The sequence below is a fragment of the Streptomyces sp. NPDC102462 genome, from assembly GCF_044765425.1.
Classification (GTDB): domain Bacteria; phylum Actinomycetota; class Actinomycetes; order Streptomycetales; family Streptomycetaceae; genus Streptomyces.
This window is the reverse complement of sequence record NZ_JBIWKB010000002.1, coordinates 326,609-348,344: the sequence shown is the minus strand read 5'-3', so window position 1 is coordinate 348,344 and position 21,736 is coordinate 326,609. Positions and strand designations below refer to the sequence as shown.

Here is a 21,736-nt window from a genome sequence, read left to right as displayed (position 1 = left end):
GCAAGGGCAAGCTGGAGATGGAGCTGACCGTCGAGCGCGGTCGCGGCTATGTCTCCGCCGTGCAGAACAAGCAGGTGGGCCAGGAGATCGGCCGTATTCCGGTCGACTCGATCTACTCGCCGGTGCTCAAGGTCACGTACAAGGTCGAGGCCACGCGTGTCGAGCAGCGCACCGACTTCGACAAGCTGGTCGTCGATGTCGAGACCAAGCAGGCCATGCGTCCGCGTGACGCGATGGCGTCGGCCGGCAAGACGCTGGTCGAGCTGTTCGGTCTGGCCCGTGAGCTGAACATCGACGCCGAGGGCATCGACATGGGTCCGTCCCCGACGGACGCCGCGCTGGCCGCGGACCTGGCGCTGCCGATCGAGGAGCTGGAGCTGACCGTCCGCTCCTACAACTGCCTCAAGCGTGAGGGCATCCACTCCGTGGGTGAGCTGGTCGCGCGCTCGGAGGCCGATCTGCTGGACATCCGTAACTTCGGTGCGAAGTCCATCGACGAGGTCAAGGCGAAGCTGGCCGGCATGAGCCTGGCCCTGAAGGACAGCCCGCCCGGATTCGACCCGACCGCCGCGGTGGACGCGTTCGGGGCGGACGACGACGCGGATGCCGGTTTCGTGGAAACCGAGCAGTACTGAGAATTCGGGACCTTCTGCCGGTTCTTGGCTGCGGGTCCGTTGTGGCTGGTCGCGCCCGCGCGGCGGAGCCGCAAATCGACACAGCCCCGCGCCCCTTACGGGGCGCGGGTCTTCCGGAGCTTGAAAGAAGTGACCGGATCTCTGACAGACAACCGTCTGCTCAGATACTGACCCCGGTACCTGGTACGGCCGGGGCAGAGATACAGGAGAAGAAGAATGCCGAAGCCCACCAAGGGTGCCCGTCTGGGCGGCAGTGCCGCGCACGAGAAGCTGCTCCTCGCCAACCTCGCGAAGAGCCTCTTCGAGCACGGCCGTATCACCACCACCGAGGCGAAGGCCCGTCGGCTGCGCCCGTACGCCGAGCGTCTGATCACCAAGGCGAAGAAGGGCGACCTGCACAACCGTCGCCAGGTGCTCCAGGTCATCACGGACAAGGGCATCGTCCACACGCTCTTCACCGAGATCGGCCCGCGCTACGAGAACCGTCCCGGTGGCTACACCCGCATCACCAAGATCGGTAACCGCCGTGGCGACAACGCGCCCATGGCCGTCATCGAGCTGGTGGAGTCGCTGACCGTCGCGCAGCAGGCGACCGGTGAGGCCGAGGCCGCCACCAAGCGTGCGGTCAAGGAAGACGTCCTCAAGAAGGAAGAGGCCGTCGAGGCCCCGTCCGACGAGGCCGTCGAGGCTGTCGAGGACGCCAAGCCGGAGGCTGCCGCCGAGGGCAAGGACGCGTAAGCGTCTGCGGGGTGCTGTCCGGCCGGCGGCTGCGGCTTCGTTGTGGCTGGTCGCTCCCCCAAGTTCTCGGCTTCGCTCGAACAGGGGGGACCCCCACCGCGGCGGAGCCGCATATCGATGCAGCCCCGCGCCCCTTCGGGGCGTGTGAGCGGGCCCGTTCCCTTCAAGGGGCGGGCCCGCTTTCGCGTTGAACGACCGTGCACACCCTGTGTGAGGATCTGTTTGTGAGTGACGAAGTACAGCCCGGTCAGGTGCGGGTGCGCCTCGATCTGTCCTACGACGGGACCGAATTCTCCGGGTGGGCCAAGCAGGCCGGGGGACGCCGGACCGTGCAGGGGGAGATCGAGGACGCGCTGCGGACCGTCACCCGGTCCGGGGAGAGGACGTACGAGCTGACCGTGGCCGGGCGGACGGACGCCGGGGTGCACGCGCGCGGCCAGGTGGCCCATGTGGACCTGCCCGCGGGGCTGTGGGCCGAGCACCGGGAGAAGCTGCTGAAGCGGCTCGCCGGGCGGCTGCCGAAGGACGTGCGGGTGTGGGCGCTCACCGAGGCTCCGGCCGGGTTCGACGCGCGGTTCGCCGCGCTGTGGCGGCGCTATGTGTACCGGGTCGGGGACCAGCCCGGCGGAGTGGATCCGCTGCTGCGCGGCCATGTGCTCTGGCACGACTGGGCGCTGGACGTCGCGGCGATGGACGCCGCAGCGAAGTCCCTGATCGGGGAGCACGACTTCGCGGCGTACGCGAAGCGGCGCGAGGGGGCTACGACGGTCCGCGAGATCCTTGACTTCGGGGTGCGCAGGCGGGCGGACGGCGTCGTGGAGATCGAGGTGCGGGCGGACGCCTTCTGCCACAACCAGGTGCGGTCCATGGTGGGTGCGCTGCTGTTCGTGGGCGACGGGCACCGTGACGTGGACTGGCCGCGGCGAGTTCTGGACGCCCGGGTCCGCGACAGCGCCGTCCATGTCGTGCGCCCGCACGGGCTGACCCTGGAGGAGGTCGGCTACCCGGCTGACGGGCTGCTCGCGGAGCGACAGCGGCAGGCCCGCCGGGTGCGGGGCACGGTGCACTGAGAGGGCTCGGCCGGGGTGCGGCAGAGCCCTCTCGGCGGCGGGCGGTGTGCGCTATGCGTCGCTGAGGATGCCTTCCAGGGTGGGCTTGAGGAAGGGCTTGAGCGACTTGGAGTAGCCGGAGGTGATGTGGCTGTTGTCGTAGTAGACGAGCTGATCGCCGATCACGGAGGGGCAGACGTCCAGCGAGCAGAAGGCCGGCGTGGTGTCGATGATCTCGGCGCCGTGCTCCTCGGCCACCTTTCGCTCCATGGCGCGGAATTCGGTGTATTCGAGGGCCTGCCACTGCTTGCGGTTGCAGGGGGTGATGTCGTCGGTGTGGGTGGCCAGGCAGTCGGGGACGTTCTGGCCCGGCTGCGGGGTGTCGGTCATGTAGACGAGGCGGGCGCCGGTCTTCTCGAACACCTTGAACGCGGCCTCCGCGCCGTCGCGGGTGGCTTCCTGCCGGGCGCGGTCGGCGATGATCAGGACGTCGGGCTTGAGCTTCTTCAGCTCGGCGAAGGCGGAGTCACGCCAGCTGTCGCACTCCCGGTACTCGCGGCCCAGAGTGGGGCTGGCGATGTGGTAGATCTGCGGCGAGCAGCCGCCCTTGGCCATGGTGACCACCTTGACGTGGAGTTCGCGGCCGAGTTCGTCGTAGAGGTCGTTCCACTGCCAGGCGTGGGAGTCCCCCAGGAGGACCACGGTCTTCTTGCTGCCGCGGTCCCCGATGACGCAGCCGTCCCGCATCACGAACTTGGTGATCTCGGTGTTGTCGATGCAGCCCTTGGAGGCGTGGTTTTCGGTCGCCTTCAGCAAGGTGCTCTGCACCCTGGCGGACAGTTTCCGCTGGTGGACGGCCTTCTCGACGGACGCCGTGCTGGTGAATCCGGGGGCCGGCCGGGCCGAGGCGGGTGCGGTGGCCAGGTTCAGCGGCACGATCGCGGCGAGCACCATCGCCCCCGCGGTGCCGGCGGTGGTGAAGCCGCCGGCGAGGACGCCCTTCCAGGGGCGTGCCACCAGCTGCACGTTGTTCTTGAACCGGCGTTCCACGAGGTAGTGCATGGCGGTGGCGATGAGGAACGACAGGACGACGACCCGCATACGCTCCTGGAAGGTGAACTCGCGGTCGACGATGTGCGGCCACATCACCAGGATCGGCCAGTGCCAGAGGTACCAGCCGTAGCTGACGTTGCCGATGAAGTTGAACACCGGGTTGAACAGGACGCGTTCGGCGCCGAAGCCGGGGTTGGCGCAGCCGCCGGCGATGACCAGGAGGGCGCCGAGGACCGGTCCGGCCACCGCGTAGCCGGGCAGCGGGGTCTCGGCGGTGATCAGGAGCGAGGTCACCAGGATGGTGCCGAGCCCCAGCCAGCTGACCAGTGCCGCCACCGTGGTGTTCATGCGCGAGACGAACGGTGCGAGGAGGGCGAGCAGGACGCCGGAGGTGATCTCCCAGATCCGGGTGTGGGTGCTGAAGTAGGCGAGCGGCTGGTTCACGGGGGTCTGCGACCAGCCCATGTAGAACGAGCCGGCGATCACGGCGAGGAGGGCGACGCCGACCAGGGCGCGGTTGCGCACGATCTTGCGGCTGAGCCAGACCAGGGCGACCAGCACGATCGGGGCGACGAGATAGAACTGCTCCTCGATGCCCAGCGACCAGAAGTGCTGGTAGGGGGACTGGGTGCCGTCGTTGGCGAAGTAGTCGGTGCCGTTCTCGACCAGCCGCCAGTTCAGGAAGCTCAGGGAGGCGCTGAGGCCGTCGGCGACGAAGTCGCGGAACTTCAGGGGGCTGGCGTAGAGCCAGGCGATGGCCGCGGTGCCGACGATGGTGAGGGCCATGGGGGGCGCGAGGCGGCGGAAGCGGCGGGCCCAGAACTTGGTCAGGGACACCTTGCCCGTCTTGTCGATCTCGGCGAGCAGCTGGCTGCCGATGAGGAAGCCGCTGAGCACGAAGCTGACGTCCACGCCGCCGTGGATGTCGAGGATGCCGCAGTGCATGCTGACGACCATCATGATGGCGACGGCACGCAGGCCCTGGATGTCCGGCCGGTACTTGCGAAGGCGCTCTGCCTGCGCGGCCGATGAGCGGTGGCGGGTCACGGTTCTCCCGTAGCAGGTGGTCAGTGGGCCGTCAGGCAGGCGGCAGCCGTTCCGCTGACGCGCACCCCTTGGGCGGGAATGCGGATGCCGCACGACAGCCGCAGCTGGGCCGGCAGCTCGTTGTCCGCACCGACGTGGGAGTGGCAGCCCACGACGACTTCGCGCAGCAACGACTCGCTGCCGATCGAGGAGTCGTGGTCGACGACCGACTCGTGGATCCGGGTGCCTTCGCCGACGGTGACGCGTTCGCCGATGATGGAGCGGTCGATGACGGCGTGGGCCCCGACGACGGCGTGCGGGCCGACCGTGGAGCCGCCCGTGACGCGGGCGGTGGGGTCGATCGTGGCCGTGGGGTGGATCAGGGCTTCGGCGGGCGGTCCGACGAGCGGCGAGGTCGCCACGCCCGTGACCAGGTCGGCGGAGCCCTGCACGAAGGCCAGGGGCGTGCCGAGGTCGCGCCAGTAGTCGTCGGTGGTGTGGCCGAGGACGCGCGCGCCCCGGGCGACGAGCTGCGGGAAGGTCTCCTGCTCGACCGAGACCTCGCGGTCGGCGGGGATGGCGTCCAGGACCGAGCGGCGGAAGACGTAGCAGCCGGCGTTGATCTGGTCGGTGACGCACTCTGCCTGCGTCTTCGGCTTCTCCAGGAACGCCAGCACCCGGCCGTCGGCGTCGGTGGGCACCAGGCCGAAGGCGCGCGGGTCGGCGACCCGGGTGAGGTGCAGGGTCACGTCGGCGTCCCGGGCCTCGTGCTGCCGTACGACGTTCCGCAGGTCGACGCCGGAGAGGATGTCGCCGTTCAGGATCAGCACCGGGGCGTCGGGCGAGTCGCCGCGCAGCCGCTGTCCGGCGTTGCGGATCGCGCCGCCCGTGCCCAGGGGGACCTCCTCGACGGCGTAGGAGATCTCCAGGCCGCCGGAGAAGTCCCGGAACTCGTCCTCGAAGAGGGAGGCGAGGTAGGAGGTGGCGAACACCAGGTGCTCGACGCCCGCGTCCAGCAGCTTGGCCACCTGGTGGCGGATGAAGGAGGTGCCCGCGACGCCGAGGAGCGGCTTCGGGGTGTGGTTGGTGAGGGGGCGCAGACGGGTTCCCTTGCCGCCCACCAGGATGATGGCTTCTCGCATGGTTGCCTCGCTGGTCAGTCGGCGGTCCCGGGGCCCGCGTAGCCCGAGGAGAAACAGTTCTTGACGGCCCGCTCGGTGAGGGGGCGGCCGGCGAAGTCGAGCCGGGAGGCGGTCTTGTCGTCCGGCGGGGTGTTGGGGTCGTCGTCGAAGTGGATCGACCACCAGTAGACGCCGCTCATCCGGCGTTCCTGGACGACCTTGCAGACGGCCGTGTACCAGTTGGCCTGCACCTTGGGGTTGACGGCCCTGCGGGCGTAGAAGTCGCCGGGGGCGTGGTAGGCGCCCTTCATCGCGCCGATGCCGGCCTCGGCGACGGTGATCTTCGGCAGGGGTCCGGTGGCCTTCTTGTCGAGCCACTCGTTCCACCCGGCGACCAGGGTCTTCACGGGGGCGTTGTCCGGGACCTTGACGGGGAAGTAGGCGTCGACGCCGAGGTGGTTGACCGGCATGTTGATCCGGCCGGAGACGTAGTTGTCCCAGTTGGCGTCGTAGGAGATCTCACCGGAGAACGTCTTCTCGGCGGACGCGACGAGGTTGTCCCAGCCCGGCTTGCCCTCCATGGAGTTCAGCTCGGTGGCGATCACGAAGGTGTTCGCCTTCTCGGCCTCGGCGATCTTCAAGTAGGGGGCGAGGAGCTTCGCGTACGAGGCGAACCAGGCGGAGTCCGAGTCGGGCACGATGTTGCCGCGCCAGTCGCCCGTTCCAATGAGGGCGGTCTCGTCCATGACCGGGCGGATCGTGGTGCGGAAGCCCGCCTTCTGGAAGACCCGCAGGACCCGCTGGAGGCGTTCCGGGGAGGGGGTCTTGGCGCCGGTCGCGACGGTGTCGGAGGTGGGGCTCTTGGTGAAGAAGGGGAAGGAGATCGACACGGAGTTGGCGCCGAGGCCGACCAGGTACGCGGCCTGCTTGTTGGCCTGCTTCTCGATGAACTCGTCGGAACGTTTCTGTGGCTCCTCCTCCCAGTAGATCTGGACGCCCCACTGGGGCATGCCGGCCTTCCAGGGTTTGGCGACCTGGAGAGTGGAGGGCTTCGTCGCGTCCGTGGGCTTCCCGGACGGGCTGGGGGAGTCCGATTTCTCGGGGGAGCCGTCCAGGACGAGTCTGGGCAGGGCCGAGCCCGCCTCCCAGCGCACGGGGTGGTCGCCGAAGAGGAGGGGGGTGCCCAGGACGACGGTGAGGACGGTCACCGGGAAGATGGCGAGCAGGGGTAGGCGTGAGCGCATGGTCAGGTGTCTTCTGTCTTCAGTCTTGGCCCAGGGTCAGGCGGGCTTGGCGATCACGACGAACTTGTTCTCCTCGCGCCGGGCGAACTTCAGGAAGCCGCGCAGGCCGCCGAGTCCTTCGAGCACCGAGAAGACGGGGATGAGCGCGACCACCACGACCGGCTCCCACCACTTGCGCCGCCCGCTGAGCGAGGCGAGCGCGTTCAGCCGCAGCCCCTCCCAGTAGGTCCAGATGACGTAGGCGAAGTTCAGGGCCCACAGGATGACGACGGACTGGGTGGCGGGCGAGGTGTTCATGTCGTTGATCAGCCAGCCGAGGAGCAGGACGGCGCCGATGTGCTGGAGCGGGCCGAGGATCCAGGTGGTCACGCAGACCGACAGGAACCAGCGGTAGCGCAGCGGTACCTGGCGGTTGAAGCACAGGGCGACCAGGCCCCAGGCCCACCGCTCGCGCTGCTTGACGAAGTCGCGCGCGTTGGCGGGGGAGGCGCCGTAGCAGCGGCCGTTGAACCAGTCGCTGCGGCCGGGGTACTTGCGGCAGAAGGTCAGCGCGAGCCGGGCGTCCTCGACGATCTCCTTGGGGCCGAAGTCCCAGCCGATCTCCGCCTCGATGGAGGCGCGCAGCACCAGCAGCTCACCGTGGACCCCGGCCGCCGGGGTGCCCATGCCGGTCAGCGCGCGGAAGCGGGCGATGTCGTCGGCGGGGCGTACGGCGTCGGCGAGCCAGGTGAAGAGGCTGACCGCGTTCTCGCGCGGGTAGGTCAGGATGCCCTGCGCCATGTGCTTGGCCTCGTCGGGGTGGGCGCGGCGCTGGCGGTTGATGAACTGGGCGAGCGAGGTCGCGGTGTCGGGGCCGACGCCCGTGTCGTCGTCCATGTGGAGGACCCAGACGTAGTCGAGGGCTTCGCCTTCGGCGATGCGCAGCTCGTGGGCGTAGTGGTTGGCGCGGGCCTTGAAGCGGGTGCCGTTCGCCGGGACGTAGTCCTTCGGGACCGTGATGACCCGGATCAGCGGATGGGAGTCGGCGAGCCGGTCGATCTTGTCGGCCGCCTCGCAGCCCTCCTCGGTGAGGATGTCGACCCGCATGTACGGGAACCAGTCCGGCAGGTGCTCGACGTAGGACAGGACGGAACGTTCCAGCGCCGGGTAGGTGTCGTGGCGGCCGATGGTCGGGCACAGGACGATCATGAAGTCCTGGTCGGCCGGGGCGGGCGGGGTCATCCGGTCGCTGCGGCGGACCCGGCGGCGGATCAGCAGGGCGCCCTGGATGCCGACCAGCACACCGGCCACGGGCAGGGACCACACGACGGTGAGGATCCAGCTCAGCAGGGAGGAGCTGGGCTGGTAGCTCCACAGGCCGAAGAAGACCAGCAGGACAAAGGGCAGCAGGAACGGCAGGACACCCGGCTTCCAGGCGGCCGTACGCTTCGCGAGCTTCGCGCCTTGACGCGAGAACGAAGGGTCACCCTCTACCAGAGTCGACGTCATGACAGGTAAACAGGACTTCCCGTGAGATCGGTGGCGCGTTGAGGCAGCGACGGATCTCCGTTGCGGCGCGCGTGAGCGCACCGCTACGACTGGCTTGTTCCGGGTGCCATCCCCCTCAACGCCTTCGCTGGCGCCTCGGTCAGCGGAGCCTCTGCCCCCCCGGGCTCCGAACCACTGACCGAATAGGGGATCCACTCTCGCATATATGCACGAGATAAGGAACAGTTGTGAGGAAGGCGACATCAGTCGTTCACCGTGTGGCGCCTGGTGTGTGCCCCGTCCCGTGTGCTGTGCACGGGCCTCGGCCTATGCGGTGTGCGGCGCCTCGATCTCGCGCCCGCCCGTGATCACCCTCGCCGACCCGTAGGTCCGCTGCACATCCGCCGGGGCGTTCTTCTGCCGGGGCGTGGAGACGTTGTCGTACGTCAGTGCCTGGCCCCACACGGTCCACAGCACCCACGGTGTGCGGGCCAGGGTCCGGGGCTGCGCCGCGTTGAGCGGTACATGGAAGGACTCGGCGACGATCCGCGGCCTGCGGTACGCCTCGAGGCCGCGGTACCAGACCTCGGTCCAGGCGCCCGCGCCGAAGGGCCTGGCCGGGCTGTCGCTGTAGTCGTCGACGCCCACGACGTCGACGTAGTGGCCGCCGGGGTAGTACGCGTCGGGCTCGCGCCCGTACGTCCCGTCCCAGGAGTTCGGCGACCAGACGAAGATCAGGTTGTGCAGGCCGCGACGGCGCACGAGGTAGTCGTACGTCAGCCGCCACAGCCTGCGGAACGCCGCCGGGTCCTGCCCCGCCCACCAGAAACCGTGCCCCGGGACCGTGTTCATCTCGTGGTACGGCCGCAGCAGCACCGGCACCCCGCGGCCGGCCAGATAGCCCAGGTGGTCCGCGAGAAAGGCGAGGTCGTGCAGCAGCGCCCGGTGCTCGGCGCTGCCCTCGGTGACCACCCGGCCGAACCAGGCGGGGTCCGTCGCGCCGGGGGAGTTGCGGTGCAGCGTCTGCTGGAAGCCCTTGACCCGGCTGCCCGGATAGGGCTGATGGAAGGAGAAGCCGACCAGGCCCGCCGGGCCGCCCCCGTTGTGCGGCAGGGAGACCTCCGCACCGGAGAAGCACTCGCGGTGCGTGCCGGAGGGCCGGTACGAACCGTCGGCCGCCCGGGGCAGACCCGCCCACACGCCGACGGCGAGGTCCACGGCGTCCTCCACATAGCCCCAGGAACGCCGGCAGGACGGCCAGGCCGCCGAGTAGGAGCGGGCCTCGCCCACCGCCCAGCCGGGCCGGTCGTAGCCGGGGCCGAGGTCGAGCTCGACGAAGCCGGGCAGCCGCCCGGTGATGTCGCGGGCCTTGCGGTAGTAGTAGCCCGGCTGTTTGGTGCCCCGGTAGTCGCCGTACCGCGCGTTGTACCGCTCGTTGTGCAGCTCCACGTGCTGGCCGATCACCGTACGGCTCGGGCGGCCGCGGCGGGCGGCGTTCTCCAGCCCGGCCAGCAGCGTGTAGACGCGGCGCGCGGCGGGTGTCGCCGCGGGGTCGCGCCGGCGCAGATCGGTGGGGACGAGGCGGGGACCGTGCGCCCCGCCCTCGCCCTCGGGCCAGGCCCACACGCCCAGCGGGGCCAGCAGGGCCGCGCCGGCCGCGGCCGCTATCAGCCCGACGCGGGCACGTCTGTCCAGGTCCAAGGTGTCACGCCGGTGCGGTGCGTCACTCGCCGGCCGCGGCCGACGCCTGGGCCTCGCCGCGGCGGCGGATCTGCCGGAAGGTGAACTCGGCCAGGTCGTCCCCGGTCGAGAAGACCTTGGTGTCCTTGGTCGTCACGTTCTTGCCGTTGGTGAAACCGGCGATGGTGAAGTAGGCGTAGCGGCCGTAGGAATTGGTCGTCGAGCGGCAGACCGCCGAGTCGCAGAAGGCCGTGACGCCCTTGCCCGCGAGGGACTTCACGATGCCCTTCTTGTCGGTCTGGCCCTTCGCCTTGACGGCCTGGGCCTCCGTCTCGAAGACGGCGACGCCGACGGTGACCGCGACCCCGTCCTTGAGGTAGCTGACCCGCAGCAGCCGCGTGCAGTCGTTGCCGGTGAGGACCTTGGGCAGGGTGCCGCCCGCGGCCGAGGCGCAGTCCTTGGTGTCGGCGGTGGCGCCCTTCTTGTAGACGGTCTCGCCCATGGTCAGCTGGGTGCCCGGGAAAAGGGTCTCGGCGCTGAGCGGCGCCGTGTCCTTCTGCGCGCTGGATATGAAGTCCTTCGGGTCCAGCGGCGGCGGCGCGCTGGTCGGATCGAAGGACGGCGCGGGCGCGGCGGAGTCACTGGGCAGGGAAGCGCTCGCGGGCAGGTCGGCGGGCTGCCCCGAGGCGTTGTCGCCGTTGTCACCGTTCGCCGAGACCACGGCCATGGCGACGGCCGCGCCGACCACGACGGTGGCGACCGCGCCGCCGCCGATGAACAGCAGTCTGCGGCGCTTGTTCCGGGTCTCCGAGGCCTCCGCCAGGGCGGCCCAGTCCGGGGTCTGGCTGCCGCCGCTGTTCCAGGGCTGCTGAGAATGCGGTTTCCAGGGATCCCACTGGGACTGGGGTCCCCCCTGCCCATAGCTCATGGGGCGCATCCTAGACGGGGACCGGCGGTGCCGGTGCGCCCCTGCCGGGACCGATAGGGGACCTATCGGCGCAGGGTGGCGCATCTTCGCCGCCGGAGGTGTCGCAGGCCACTCGTTTTGACCCGTCCGAGGCACCCCGGTATCCTGCATGTTCGTTGTGTATTGGCTTGCTCATTCTCACGGGACGGGCCCTTACACCGGTCCACCGGGCCGATGACCAGCGACCAGCACGCGGTTTGCGTCACCGCAGTGCGGTCAGGGCTGTCGTGATCGTCTTCGGTGACCTTGTCAGGACCACTCACTGAAGATAGCGAAGGCTACGAACCGTGCGTACGTACAGCCCCAAGCCCGGCGATGTGACGCGTCAGTGGCACGTCATCGACGCTCAGGACGTCGTCCTGGGTCGTCTCGCCACGACCGCCGCCACCCTCCTCCGGGGCAAGCACAAGCCGATCTACGCCCCCCACGTCGACGCTGGTGACTTCGTCATCATCATCAACGCGGACAAGGTGCACCTCTCCGGTAACAAGCGGACCCAGAAGATGGCGTACCGCCACTCCGGCTACCCGGGTGGTCTGCGCTCCATCCGCTATGACGAGCTGCTGGACAAGAACCCCGAGAAGGCCATCGAGAAGGCCGTCAAGGGCATGCTCCCCAAGAACTCCCTGGGCCGTCAGATGCTCTCGAAGCTGAAGGTCTACAAGGGTGACCAGCACCCGCACGGCGCGCAGCAGCCGGTGCCGTTCGAGATCACCCAGGTCGCGCAGTAAGTCCGGCCACCCCCTAAGACTGAAGAGAATCTGAGGAGAATCGTGGCCGAGACCACTGCCGAGCAGCCGCTCGAAGAGCTTGACATCGACAGCTACACCACCGAGTCCGAGACGCCCGTCGAGGGCGAGTACACCTCGGAGTCCCTGGCCTCCCGCTTCGGCGAGCCCCAGCCGGCCGCCGGCCTGGGCCGCCGCAAGAACGCCATCGCCCGGGTCCGGATCGTTCCGGGCTCCGGCAAGTGGAAGATCAACGGCCGCACCCTTGAGGACTACTTCCCCAACAAGGTGCACCAGCAGGAAGTCAACGAGCCGTTCAAGGTTCTGGAGCTGGAAGGCCGTTACGACGTCATCGCCCGCATCGCGGGCGGCGGTGTCTCCGGTCAGGCCGGTGCGCTCCGTCTCGGTGTCGCCCGCGCGCTGAACGAGGCCGACGTCGACAACAACCGCGGCCCGCTGAAGAAGGCCGGCTTCCTGCGTCGTGACGACCGTGCGGTCGAGCGCAAGAAGGCCGGTCTGAAGAAGGCCCGCAAGGCTCCGCAGTACAGCAAGCGCTGACCGCAGCTGCCCGCTCGTACTCCGAACGCCCCGGCGGCACGCCACAGTGCCGCCGGGGCGTTCGTATATCACAGGCCAAGGGCGTATAACGGCACAAGACGCTCAAAGGCTTGTGTGATCGGATATCCAGGCATGCGATGCCTGGGATGCGGAGCCGCACCGACCCGGCAGCGAACCGTCGCATGCGCTACGGCTTCGAAACTGACGCTTCCTCAGGAGGACAAGTGGGACGACTCTTCGGCACGGACGGCGTGCGCGGTGTCGCCAACGCGGATCTGACGGCCGAGATGGCGCTCGGCCTCTCCGTCGCGGCGGCGCACGTGCTGGCCGAGGCGGGCAGCTTCGCGGGCCACAAGCCGACGGCAGTGGTCGGGCGGGACCCGCGTGCGTCCGGGGAGTTCCTGGAGGCCGCGGTGGTCGCGGGGCTGGCCAGCGCGGGCGTGGACGTGCTGCGGGTCGGTGTGCTGCCGACGCCAGCGGTGGCGTATCTGACCGGCGCCCTCGGGGCCGACCTGGGTGTCATGCTCTCCGCAAGCCACAACGCGATGCCCGACAACGGCATCAAGTTCTTCGCCCGTGGCGGCCACAAGCTCGCCGACGAGCTGGAGGACCGGATCGAGGGCGTCTACGAGGAGCACCGCACGGGCGCCCCCTGGGACCGACCCACCGGCGCGGGCGTGGGCCGGGTGCGGACCTACGACGAAGGGTTCGACCAGTACGTCGCCCACCTCCTCGGCGTGCTGCCGAACCGGCTCGACGGACTGAAGATCGTCCTTGACGAGGCGCACGGCGCCGCCGCCGGTGTCTCGCCTGAGGCGTTCTCCCGGGCCGGGGCGCAGATCGTCACCATCGGTGCCCAGCCGGACGGGCTCAACATCAACGACGGCTGCGGCTCCACCCATCTCGACCAGCTGAAGTCCGCCGTCGTTGAGCACGGCGCCGACCTGGGCATCGCGCACGACGGCGACGCCGACCGCTGCCTGGCCGTGGACCACACCGGCGAGGAGATCGACGGCGACCAGATCCTGGCCGTGCTCGCGCTGGCGATGCGGGAACGTTCCGCTCTGCGCTCCGACACCGTCGTCGCGACCGTGATGTCGAATCTGGGCTTCAAGCTGGCCATGGAGCGCGAGGGCATCCGCCTCGTGCAGACCGCGGTCGGCGACCGCTACGTCCTGGAGGAGATGAAGGAGCACGACTACGCCCTCGGCGGCGAGCAGTCCGGGCACGTCATCGTCCTCGACCACGCCACCACCGGCGACGGCACGCTGACCGGGCTGCTGCTGGCCGCACGGGTCGCGGAGACCGGCCGTACGCTGCGGGAGCTCGCGGCGGTCATGGAGCGGCTGCCCCAGGTCCTCATCAACGTGCCGGACGTGGACAGGTCCCGGGTGAAGACCTCCGCGGACCTCGCCGCCGCGGTCGCCGAGGCGGAGCGGGAGCTGGGCTCCGCCGGACGGGTACTGCTGCGCCCCTCGGGCACCGAGCCGCTGGTGCGCGTCATGGTGGAGGCGGCCGACATCGACCAGGCCCGCTCGATCGCCGCCCGCCTCGCCGACGCGGTGAAGTCAGCACTGGGGTGACCCTCGGCTCCACCGCGCCCGGCTGACGGCCGGCGCCACCCCGCTCACGAAGCCCCCGGCGCCCACCCGAAACGGCCGCCGGGGCCCCACCCAAGCAGACAACCGACCTCCGGGCCGCGTGGGTTGCCGACGCGGTGGTGTCGGTGCCGGGGTTCTTCTCGAAGGCGGTGGCCTGGGCCGGGCGGGTTTGGGGCGGGCCGGTGGTCGGGCGGAGTCTGTGCCGGGGAGTCGGCCGGGAGACTTGCCGGGCCGTCCGGGCGGGCAGTCGACGGGGCCGAGCCCGTTCGTTCGGGTGGAGGGCGGTGCCCTCGGCTGGGCGGTCCGCCGGGGCGGGAGCCCGGGTGGGGGTGTTGGTCAGGGGGATTTCTGGCGGCGGCGCTGTGCTGCCCACAGGAGTTTCTGGGCGAGCAGGGTGAGGGTGCCCGCGAGGACGATGCCGCCCAGGTTGGCGAGCAACTGCCAGACGGAGCCCCAGGTCTGCGAGTAGTCCGCGTAGCTGAAGGCCACCGCGGCGTTCGCGGCCGCCGGGACCGTGGTCACGGAGATCGCCACCCCGATCAGCGCGCCCGATTTGGCGGACGTCAGGGACAGGGTGCCGGCGATGCCGGCCAGGAACGCCACCACGAACGACATCGCGTCCGGCTTCCAGATGAACGCGGTGTTCGGCCGGGCCGCCTCCACCATCGACCTCTCGAACAGCCCGAGCACGTCCATCAGCCCGCTGAACCCGGCCGTCACCACCATCGCGACGGCGAACCCGGCGAGCAGCGCCCACAGCGACCGCCACACCAGGTGCGGCGCCCGCTGCACGAGCGCCGTCGAGATCCCCGCGAGCGGCCCGAACTCCGGGCCGACGGCCATCGCGCCGACGATCAGGATCGCGTTGTCCAGCATCACACCGCACGCGGCGAGCATCGTGGCCACGGCCAGGAACGCCACATAGGTGACGGTGAGCGTCGACTCCTCGTGGGTCGCCTCGGCGAGGTGTTCCCACAGCACCGCGTCCGCGCCCTCGCCGGGCGCCTCCTCCTCGGCCTTGTCGGCCCGCCTGGACAGGGACAGGTCGATGTTCTCGACGGCGATCGAGCCGGTCTCCTCAAGGCCCGACGCCCGCAGCGCGGTGAGCAGTTCGTCGCCCGCCTCCCGGGCCACGTCGCACAGGACGACGTCCCCGACGGGGTTGCGGGCGGCGCCGGGCAGCACCACGAGGTGCGTGGCGCCGACCGTCCGCTCGATGAGGCGCACGATGTCGTCGGTCGCGCCGGACGGGACGATCAGCCGGAGGTGAAGCATGGCGGCAGGGTAGCGGTCACAGTTTGCGCAGCCGCAGCCGCTGCACCTTGTGGTCCGGGCCCTTGCGCAGGATGAGGGTGGCGCGACCGCGGGTGGGGGCGATGTTCTCCACCAGATTGGGCTTGTTGATGGTCCGCCAGAGCGTGCGGGCGTAGTCCAGGGCCTCCTCCTCGGACACCTGCGTGTACTTGCGGAAGTACGAGGACGGGTCGAGGAAGGCGGTGGCCCGCAGCTTGCGGAAGCGGCTGAGGTACCAGCGCTCGATGTCCTCGGCGCCGGCGTCGACGTACACGCTGAAGTCGAAGTAGTCGGCGAGGCCGACCCGGGTGCGGCCGTCCGTGCCGGGCAGGGCCTGCTGGAGGACGTTCAGGCCCTCGACGATGAGGATGTCCGGGCGGCGCACGGTGAGCCGCTCACCGGGCACGATGTCGTAGATCAGATGGGAGTAGACGGGGGCGGTGACCTCGTCCTTGCCTGCCTTGATGTCGGCGACGAACCGGATGAGGGCGCGGCGGTCGTACGACTCCGGGAAACCCTTGCGGGACATCAGGCCGCGCGCCTCCAACTCCTTGGTGGGGAGCAGGAAGCCGTCCGTGGTGACCAGTTCGACCCGCGGGTGTTCCGGCCAGCGGGACAGCAGCGCCTGCAGGAGGCGGGCGACGGTGGACTTGCCCACGGCCACGGATCCGGCGACGCCTATGACGAACGGCGTGCCGGACTGCGAGCCCTGTTCGCCGAGGAAGGTGTTCAGGGCGCTTCTGAGCCCGTCCGTGGCACCGACGTACAGATTGAGCAGCCGGGACAGCGGGAGGTAGATGTCGCGCACCTCGTCGAGGTCGATGACGTCGCCGAGGCCGCGCAGCTTTTCGACCTCCTCGGCGGTGAGCGGCTGCGGCGTCTTGTCGCGCAGCGCGCTCCACTCGGCTCGGGTGAGGTCGACGTAGGGAGTCGCCTCCGGTCGGTGCCGGTGGGCGCTCCGGGGCATCGGGGAGACCGGAGAGATCACAGTCCATTGTTAACGGAGTTTGAACGGAACGCCGGGTGGGATGGGTCACGCGCGGGAGCGGCGCGCTATGACGGGCGGTCGTACGACGGTGGGAATTTCCGATTCCGGGCACGCGGTGCCGGTTTTGCGCGGGCTTCGGCCCGTAGGCTGCGGCCCATGTGCGGAATCGTGGGATATGTGGGGGCCCAGTCGGCGCTCGACGTCGTCATGGCCGGGCTGAAACGGCTGGAGTACCGGGGGTACGACTCGGCGGGCGTCGCCGTGCCCGCGGACGGCGGGCTCGCCGCCGCGAAGCGGGCCGGGAAACTCGTCAACCTGGAGAAGGAACTGGTCGAACGGCCGCTGCCGGCGGGGACCACGGGCATCGGACACACCCGGTGGGCCACCCACGGGGCGCCCACGGACGCCAACGCGCATCCGCACCTGGACAATGCGGGGCGGGTCGCCGTGGTGCACAACGGGATCATCGAGAACTTCGCGGTGCTGCGCGCCGAGTTGACCGAGCGCGGCCATGACCTCGCGTCCGAGACCGACACCGAGGTGGTCGCGCACCTGCTGGCCGAGGAGTTCTCCGTGACCGCCGACCTCGCCGAGGCGATGCGGCTGGTGTGCCGGCGGCTTCAGGGCGCGTTCACCCTGGTGGCGGTGCACGCGGACGAGCCGGACGTGGTGGTCGGCGCGCGGCGGAACTCGCCGCTCGTGGTGGGCGTTGGAGAGGGCGAGGCCTTTCTCGCCTCGGACGTCGCCGCGTTCATCGCCCACACGCGGTCGGCGATCGAGCTGGGTCAGGACCAGGTGGTGGAACTGCGCCGGGACGGCGTCACGGTGACGGGCTTCGACGGCCGTCCGGCGGAGGTCAGGTCGTACCACGTGGACTGGGACGCGTCGGCCGCGGAAAAGGGGGGTTATGACTACTTCATGCTCAAGGAGATCGCCGAGCAGCCCAAGGCGGTCGCCGATACGCTGCTGGGCCGCATCGACGCGGCCGGCTCGCTGAGCCTGGACGAGGTCCGGATCGACGCGGGTGAACTGCGTGACGTGGACAAGGTCGTCATCGTCGCGTGCGGTACGGCCTTCCACGCGGGGCTGATCGCCAAGTACGCCATCGAGCACTGGACGCGGATCCCGTGCGAGGTGGAGCTGGCCAGCGAGTTCCGTTACCGGGACCCGATCCTCGACCACCGGACGCTGGTCATCGCGGTCTCCCAGTCCGGCGAGACGATGGACACCCTGATGGCGCTGCGGCACGCCCGCGAGCAGGGGTCCAAGGTGCTGGCGATCTGCAACACCAACGGGTCGACGATTCCGCGCGAGTCGGACGCGGTGCTGTACACGCACGCCGGGCCCGAGGTCGCGGTCGCCTCGACCAAGGCGTTCCTCACGCAGTTGGTGGCCTGCTATCTGGTGGCGCTGTATCTGGCCCAGGTGCGGGGCACCAAGTGGGGCGACGAGATCGGGGCGGTCATCCGGGACCTGTCGCGGATCGCCGGGTCGGTCGAGCGGGTCCTGGAGACGATGGAGCCCGTGCGGGCGCTGGCGCGCACCCTCGCCGCGAAGAACACGGTGCTCTTCCTGGGGCGGCACGTGGGGTATCCGGTGGCGCTGGAGGGCGCGCTGAAGCTGAAGGAACTGGCGTACATGCACGCCGAGGGCTTCGCGGCCGGGGAGTTGAAGCACGGGCCGATCGCACTGATCGAGGAGGACCTGCCGGTGGTGGTCGTCGTGCCGTCGCCGCAGGCGCGGTCGGCGCTGCACGACAAGATCGTGTCCAACATCCAGGAGATCCGGGCGAGGGGCGCGCGGACGATCGTGATCGCGGAGGAGGGCGACGAGGAGGTGGCCCCGTACGCCGACCACCTGATCCGCATCCCGGTGACCCCGGCCCTGCTCCAGCCGATGGTGGCGACCGTCCCGCTCCAGGTGTTCGCCTGCGAACTCGCCACCGCCCGCGGCAACGAGGTGGACCAGCCGCGCAACCTGGCGAAGTCGGTGACGGTGGAGTAGCGGGCCCCTGCGCCGCGCGGCGCTCCGGCGGGCCGCGTTCATCCGGCGGGCACCGCCGGCGCGATGGCTTGCCTGTGCGATCTGTCGTGCCGATCTGCCGTCTGGCGTTGGCGTCCTGAGCCGCCGTCACGGAGAGCGGTTCGCCGTAGGGTGCTCGGCATGAGCATCATCGGGGTCGGTATCGACGTGGCCGAGATCGACCGGTTCGAGGCGTCGCTGCAACGGACGCCCGGACTGGTCGGCCGGCTCTTCCTGGACAGCGAGTTGCTGCTGCCGAGCGGCGAGCGCCGGGGCGCGGCCTCCCTCGCCGTACGCTTCGCCGCCAAGGAGGCCCTGGCCAAGGCGCTCGGCGCCCCGCCCGGACTGCACTGGACGGACGCCGAGGTGTACGTCGAGGACAGCGGGCAGCCCCGGCTGCGGGTGACGGGCACGGTCGCGGCCCGGGCCGCCCAGCTCGGCGTGAAGTCCTGGCACGTCTCCCTCAGCCACGACGCGGGCGTGGCGTCCGCGGTGGTGATCGCGGAGGGCTGACGATCGCCGCCCCACGGGGGCGCGGGTGCGGGCACGGGGGCATCCGGGGCAGACTCGAACCCATGCGTACTGCGTACAGCGTGGAGACGGTGCGGGCCGCCGAGCGTGACCTCATGGCGCGGTTGCCGAAGGGGGCGCTCATGCAGCGGGCCGCCGCCGGACTGGCGGCCGCCTGCGCCCAGTTGCTCGGACGCGTCTACGGCAGCCGGGTCGTGCTGCTGGTGGGCAGCGGGGACAACGGAGGTGACGCCCTGTACGCCGGGGCGCGGCTCGCGCGCCGGGGGGCGGGGGTGACGGCCGTGCTGCTCGCGGCCGACCGCACCCATCCCGCGGGGCTCGCCGCGCTGCGCCGCGCGGGCGGCGGCCTCGCCGCGCCCGGCGGCGGCGAGGCGGCCATCGAACGGGCCGACCTCGTCGTCGACGGCATCGTCGGGATCGGCGGGCGGGGCGGGCTGCGGCCCGAGGCCGCGGCCCTGGCCGCCGCCGCCGAGCGGTCCCGCGCCGCCGTCGTCGCCGTCGACCTGCCGAGCGGGGTAGAGGCGGACACCGGGCAGGTGCTGGGGGCCGCCGTCCGCGCCGACCTCACCGTGACCTTCGGGACGCACAAGCCCGGGCTGCTGATCGACCCCGCCCGGGAGCACGCGGGTACCGTGCGGCTCGTCGACATCGGGCTCGACCTGCCCGCCGAGCCGGACCTTGAGGCCCTGCAACACGCGGACGTGGCCCGGCTGCTGCCGGTGCCCGGGGCGGAGAGCGACAAGTACCGGCGCGGGGTCGTCGGGATCGCGGCCGGGTCGGCGCGGTATCCGGGGGCCGCCGTGCTCGCCGTGTCGGGCGCGCTGCGCGGCGGGGCCGGGGCCGTGCGGTACGTCGGGCCCGCCGGGGACGCCGTCATCGCCCGTTTCCCCGAGACCCTGGTCTCCGACCGGGGCCCGCACAAGGCGGGACGGGTGCAGGCATGGGTCACCGGGCCGGGCGCCGGGGACGACGCCGGGACCGTCGCGGAGGTGGTCGGGGCCGAGGTGCCGGTGCTCATCGACGCGGACGGGCTGCGGCTGGCCGACCGGGACGCCGTACGGGCCCGCATGGCGCCGACCCTGATGACCCCGCACGCCGGAGAGGCCGCCGCGCTGCTGGGCGTGGACCGCGAGGAGGTCGAGGGGGCGAGGCTGCCGGCGGTGCGCGAGTTGGCGGCGCGGTACCACGCCACCGTCCTGCTCAAGGGCTCGACCACGCTGGTCGCCGACCCGGACGGCGGGACCGTGCGCGTCAACGCGACGGGGACGGCATGGCTGGCCACCGCGGGCAGCGGAGACGTGCTGTCCGGGCTCGCGGGATCCCTGCTGGCCTCGGGCCTCTCCCCACGGGACGCGGGCAGCGTGGCCGCGTATCTGCACGGACTGGCGGGCCGGTTCGCGGCGGACGGCGCGCCGGCGGGGGCGCACGATGTGGCGGGGGCCCTCGCGCGCGCATGGCGCGACGTCCGAGCGGAGTCCGACAGCGGACCTGGCCGGTAGGCCGTGGCCGGGGGTCGTGTGGGCGGGGGTGTAGACCGGGCGGGGGAGGGCGTTGGGGCCAGCGGGTCTGTTTGCGGCGGGTGGGGGCGCGCGATGGTGCGGGGGCGCTCGCCACGGTCCGCCGGCCGGCGCGTGCGCGGAGCGGGCCCGGCTTTCGGATGTCGTCCGTCGGCCGGCGTAGCGGCCGTCGTTCGGCTGGGGCGGCCAAGGGCCGGAGTCGGTCGGGAACGGTGGGCCTCCGGGGGCGCGTGACGGTGTGTGGGGCGCGTGGTGGTGAGCGGGCGCGGGGCTGTGCCCCGGTACCACCGGTCGCCTCTGAGACACTGGAGGCGCCATGAAAGACACAACACCCCTGCCGACGGCGCCCCTGCGAGCCCGTGCCGAGATCGACCTGGCCGCACTGCGGTCCAATGTGCGCGCCCTGCGCGCCCTGGCACCGGGCGCCGCCCTGATGGCCGTCGTCAAGTCCGACGCGTACAGCCACGGGGCGGTGCCGTGCGCGCGGGCGGCCCTCGACGCGGGAGCGACCTGGCTCGGCACGGCCACCCCCGAGGAGGCCCTGGAACTGCGCGCGGCGGGGCTGCCGGGGCGCGTCATGTGCTGGCTGTGGACCCCCGGCGGCCCCTGGCGGCAGGCGATCGAGGCCGACATCGACGTGTCGGTCAGCGGGATGTGGGCGCTGCGCGAGGTCACGGCTGCGGCACGCGAGGCGGGCCGGCCCGCGCGGGTGCAGCTCAAGGCGGACACCGGCCTCGGCCGCAACGGCTGCCAGCCCGCCGACTGGGCCGACCTGGTGGGCGCCGCCCTGCGCGCCGAGGCGGACGGGCTGATCCGGATCACCGGGCTGTGGTCGCACTTCGCCTGCGCCGACGAGCCCGGCCATCCGTCCATCGCCGCCCAGCTCACCCGCTTCCGGGAGATGACGGCGTACGCCGAGGACCAGGGCGTACGCCCCGAGGTGCGGCACATGGCCAACTCGCCGGCCACGCTCACCCTCCCCGAGGCCCACTTCGACCTGGTGCGCACCGGGATCGCGGTCTACGGCATCTCGCCCAGCCCGGAGATCGGCACCCCCGCCGACTTCGGACTGCGTCCGGTGATGACGCTGGCGGCGTCGCTGGCGCTGGTCAAGCACGTTCCCAGCGGGCACGGCATCAGCTACGGCCACCACTACGTCACCCCGGGCGAGACGACCCTCGGCCTGGTGCCCGTCGGCTACGCGGACGGCATCCCGCGGCACGCCTCCGGCAGCGGCCCGGTCCTGGTCGGCGGCAAGTGGCGGACCGTCGCCGGGCGGGTCGCGATGGACCAGTTCGTGGTCGACCTCGGCGGCGACCGGCCCGAGACCGGCGCCGAGGCGGTCCTGTTCGGGCCCGGCGACCGCGGTGAGCCCACCGCCGAGGACTGGGCGCAGGCCGCCGGCACCATCGCGTACGAGATCGTCACGCGCATCGGAACCCGGGTCCCCCGCGTCTACGTGAACGAGGACCGGGACGGGTAGTCCGCACAGGGACCCGGGTCACATCGGTACCGGTG

18 protein-coding genes are annotated in these 21,736 nt (G+C 71.1%); 10 read left to right on the top strand and 8 right to left on the bottom strand.

Annotation, left to right across the window (positions count from 1 at the left end):
- The 3 genes from ACIRFL_RS03690 to truA all read left to right on the top strand — a co-directional run.
- A partial coding sequence (locus ACIRFL_RS03690; protein WP_404023555.1) for a DNA-directed RNA polymerase subunit alpha C-terminal domain-containing protein occupies positions 1-635 on the top strand: 635 nt, incomplete at its 5' end.
- A 216-nt stretch (positions 636-851) separates the two neighbouring features.
- Positions 852-1,373, top strand: a complete 522-nt coding sequence (rplQ, locus tag ACIRFL_RS03685; RefSeq protein WP_404023553.1) for a 50S ribosomal protein L17 — start codon at positions 852-854, stop codon at positions 1,371-1,373.
- A 224-nt stretch (positions 1,374-1,597) separates the two neighbouring features.
- Positions 1,598-2,443 carry a tRNA pseudouridine(38-40) synthase TruA gene (gene truA, locus ACIRFL_RS03680; RefSeq protein ID WP_404023552.1) on the top strand — a complete coding sequence of 282 codons (846 nt, stop codon included), beginning with the start codon at positions 1,598-1,600 and terminating at the stop codon, positions 2,441-2,443.
- Between the two features lie 51 nt (positions 2,444-2,494).
- Here truA and ACIRFL_RS03675 read toward each other — a convergent pair whose 3' ends face one another.
- The 6 genes from ACIRFL_RS03675 to ACIRFL_RS03650 form a co-directional block, all read right to left on the bottom strand.
- Positions 2,495-4,522, bottom strand: coding sequence for an acyltransferase family protein (locus ACIRFL_RS03675; protein WP_404023551.1), 2,028 nt, complete (start codon positions 4,520-4,522; stop codon positions 2,495-2,497).
- Between the two features lie 20 nt (positions 4,523-4,542).
- Positions 4,543-5,643, bottom strand: a complete 1,101-nt coding sequence (locus ACIRFL_RS03670) for a sugar phosphate nucleotidyltransferase (RefSeq protein ID WP_404023550.1) — start codon at positions 5,641-5,643, stop codon at positions 4,543-4,545.
- Positions 5,644-5,657: 14 nt separating this feature from the next.
- Complete coding sequence (locus tag ACIRFL_RS03665; protein ID WP_404023548.1) at positions 5,658-6,866, bottom strand: glycoside hydrolase family 113; 1,209 nt, start codon at positions 6,864-6,866, stop codon at positions 5,658-5,660.
- A gap of 36 nt (positions 6,867-6,902) precedes the next feature.
- The gene (locus tag ACIRFL_RS03660) at positions 6,903-8,354 is read right to left on the bottom strand and encodes a glycosyltransferase family 2 protein (RefSeq protein ID WP_404023547.1); all 1,452 of its coding nucleotides are present in this window, start codon (positions 8,352-8,354) and stop codon (positions 6,903-6,905) included.
- A 306-nt stretch (positions 8,355-8,660) separates the two neighbouring features.
- Positions 8,661-10,034 (bottom strand): glycoside hydrolase family 26 protein, encoded by a 1,374-nt coding sequence (locus tag ACIRFL_RS03655; protein WP_404023545.1) that lies wholly within the window; start codon positions 10,032-10,034, stop codon positions 8,661-8,663.
- Positions 10,035-10,056: 22 nt separating this feature from the next.
- Positions 10,057-10,941, bottom strand: a complete 885-nt coding sequence (locus ACIRFL_RS03650) for a hypothetical protein (RefSeq protein WP_404023544.1) — start codon at positions 10,939-10,941, stop codon at positions 10,057-10,059.
- 326 nt (positions 10,942-11,267) lie between these two features.
- On the opposite strand from ACIRFL_RS03650, the gene rplM reads away from it, so the two are divergent.
- From rplM to glmM, 3 genes are all read left to right on the top strand, one after another.
- Complete coding sequence (rplM, locus tag ACIRFL_RS03645; protein WP_404023543.1) at positions 11,268-11,711, top strand: 50S ribosomal protein L13; 444 nt, start codon at positions 11,268-11,270, stop codon at positions 11,709-11,711.
- A gap of 42 nt (positions 11,712-11,753) precedes the next feature.
- On the top strand, positions 11,754-12,266 hold the full coding sequence (rpsI, locus tag ACIRFL_RS03640) for a 30S ribosomal protein S9 (RefSeq protein ID WP_404023541.1): 513 nt from the start codon (positions 11,754-11,756) through the stop codon (positions 12,264-12,266).
- A 224-nt stretch (positions 12,267-12,490) separates the two neighbouring features.
- Positions 12,491-13,849 (top strand): phosphoglucosamine mutase, encoded by a 1,359-nt coding sequence (glmM, locus tag ACIRFL_RS03635; RefSeq protein ID WP_404023539.1) that lies wholly within the window; start codon positions 12,491-12,493, stop codon positions 13,847-13,849.
- 354 nt (positions 13,850-14,203) lie between these two features.
- On the opposite strand, the gene ACIRFL_RS03630 is transcribed toward glmM, so the two are convergent.
- The gene (locus tag ACIRFL_RS03630; protein ID WP_404023537.1) at positions 14,204-15,142 is read right to left on the bottom strand and encodes a DUF389 domain-containing protein; all 939 of its coding nucleotides are present in this window, start codon (positions 15,140-15,142) and stop codon (positions 14,204-14,206) included.
- Positions 15,143-15,158: 16 nt separating this feature from the next.
- The gene (gene coaA / locus ACIRFL_RS03625; protein ID WP_404023536.1) at positions 15,159-16,127 is read right to left on the bottom strand and encodes a type I pantothenate kinase; all 969 of its coding nucleotides are present in this window, start codon (positions 16,125-16,127) and stop codon (positions 15,159-15,161) included.
- Positions 16,128-16,304: 177 nt separating this feature from the next.
- On the opposite strand from coaA, the gene glmS reads away from it, so the two are divergent.
- The 4 genes from glmS (at position 16,305) to alr (ending at position 21,701) form a co-directional block, all read left to right on the top strand.
- On the top strand, positions 16,305-18,152 hold the full coding sequence (gene glmS, locus ACIRFL_RS03620; protein WP_404023535.1) for a glutamine--fructose-6-phosphate transaminase (isomerizing): 1,848 nt from the start codon (positions 16,305-16,307) through the stop codon (positions 18,150-18,152).
- A gap of 159 nt (positions 18,153-18,311) precedes the next feature.
- On the top strand, positions 18,312-18,683 hold the full coding sequence (locus ACIRFL_RS03615; RefSeq protein ID WP_404023534.1) for a holo-ACP synthase: 372 nt from the start codon (positions 18,312-18,314) through the stop codon (positions 18,681-18,683).
- A 62-nt stretch (positions 18,684-18,745) separates the two neighbouring features.
- On the top strand, positions 18,746-20,200 hold the full coding sequence (locus tag ACIRFL_RS03610; RefSeq protein WP_404023533.1) for an NAD(P)H-hydrate dehydratase: 1,455 nt from the start codon (positions 18,746-18,748) through the stop codon (positions 20,198-20,200).
- A 334-nt stretch (positions 20,201-20,534) separates the two neighbouring features.
- On the top strand, positions 20,535-21,701 hold the full coding sequence (alr, locus tag ACIRFL_RS03605; RefSeq protein ID WP_404023531.1) for an alanine racemase: 1,167 nt from the start codon (positions 20,535-20,537) through the stop codon (positions 21,699-21,701).
- Positions 21,702-21,736 lie beyond the last annotated feature (35 nt).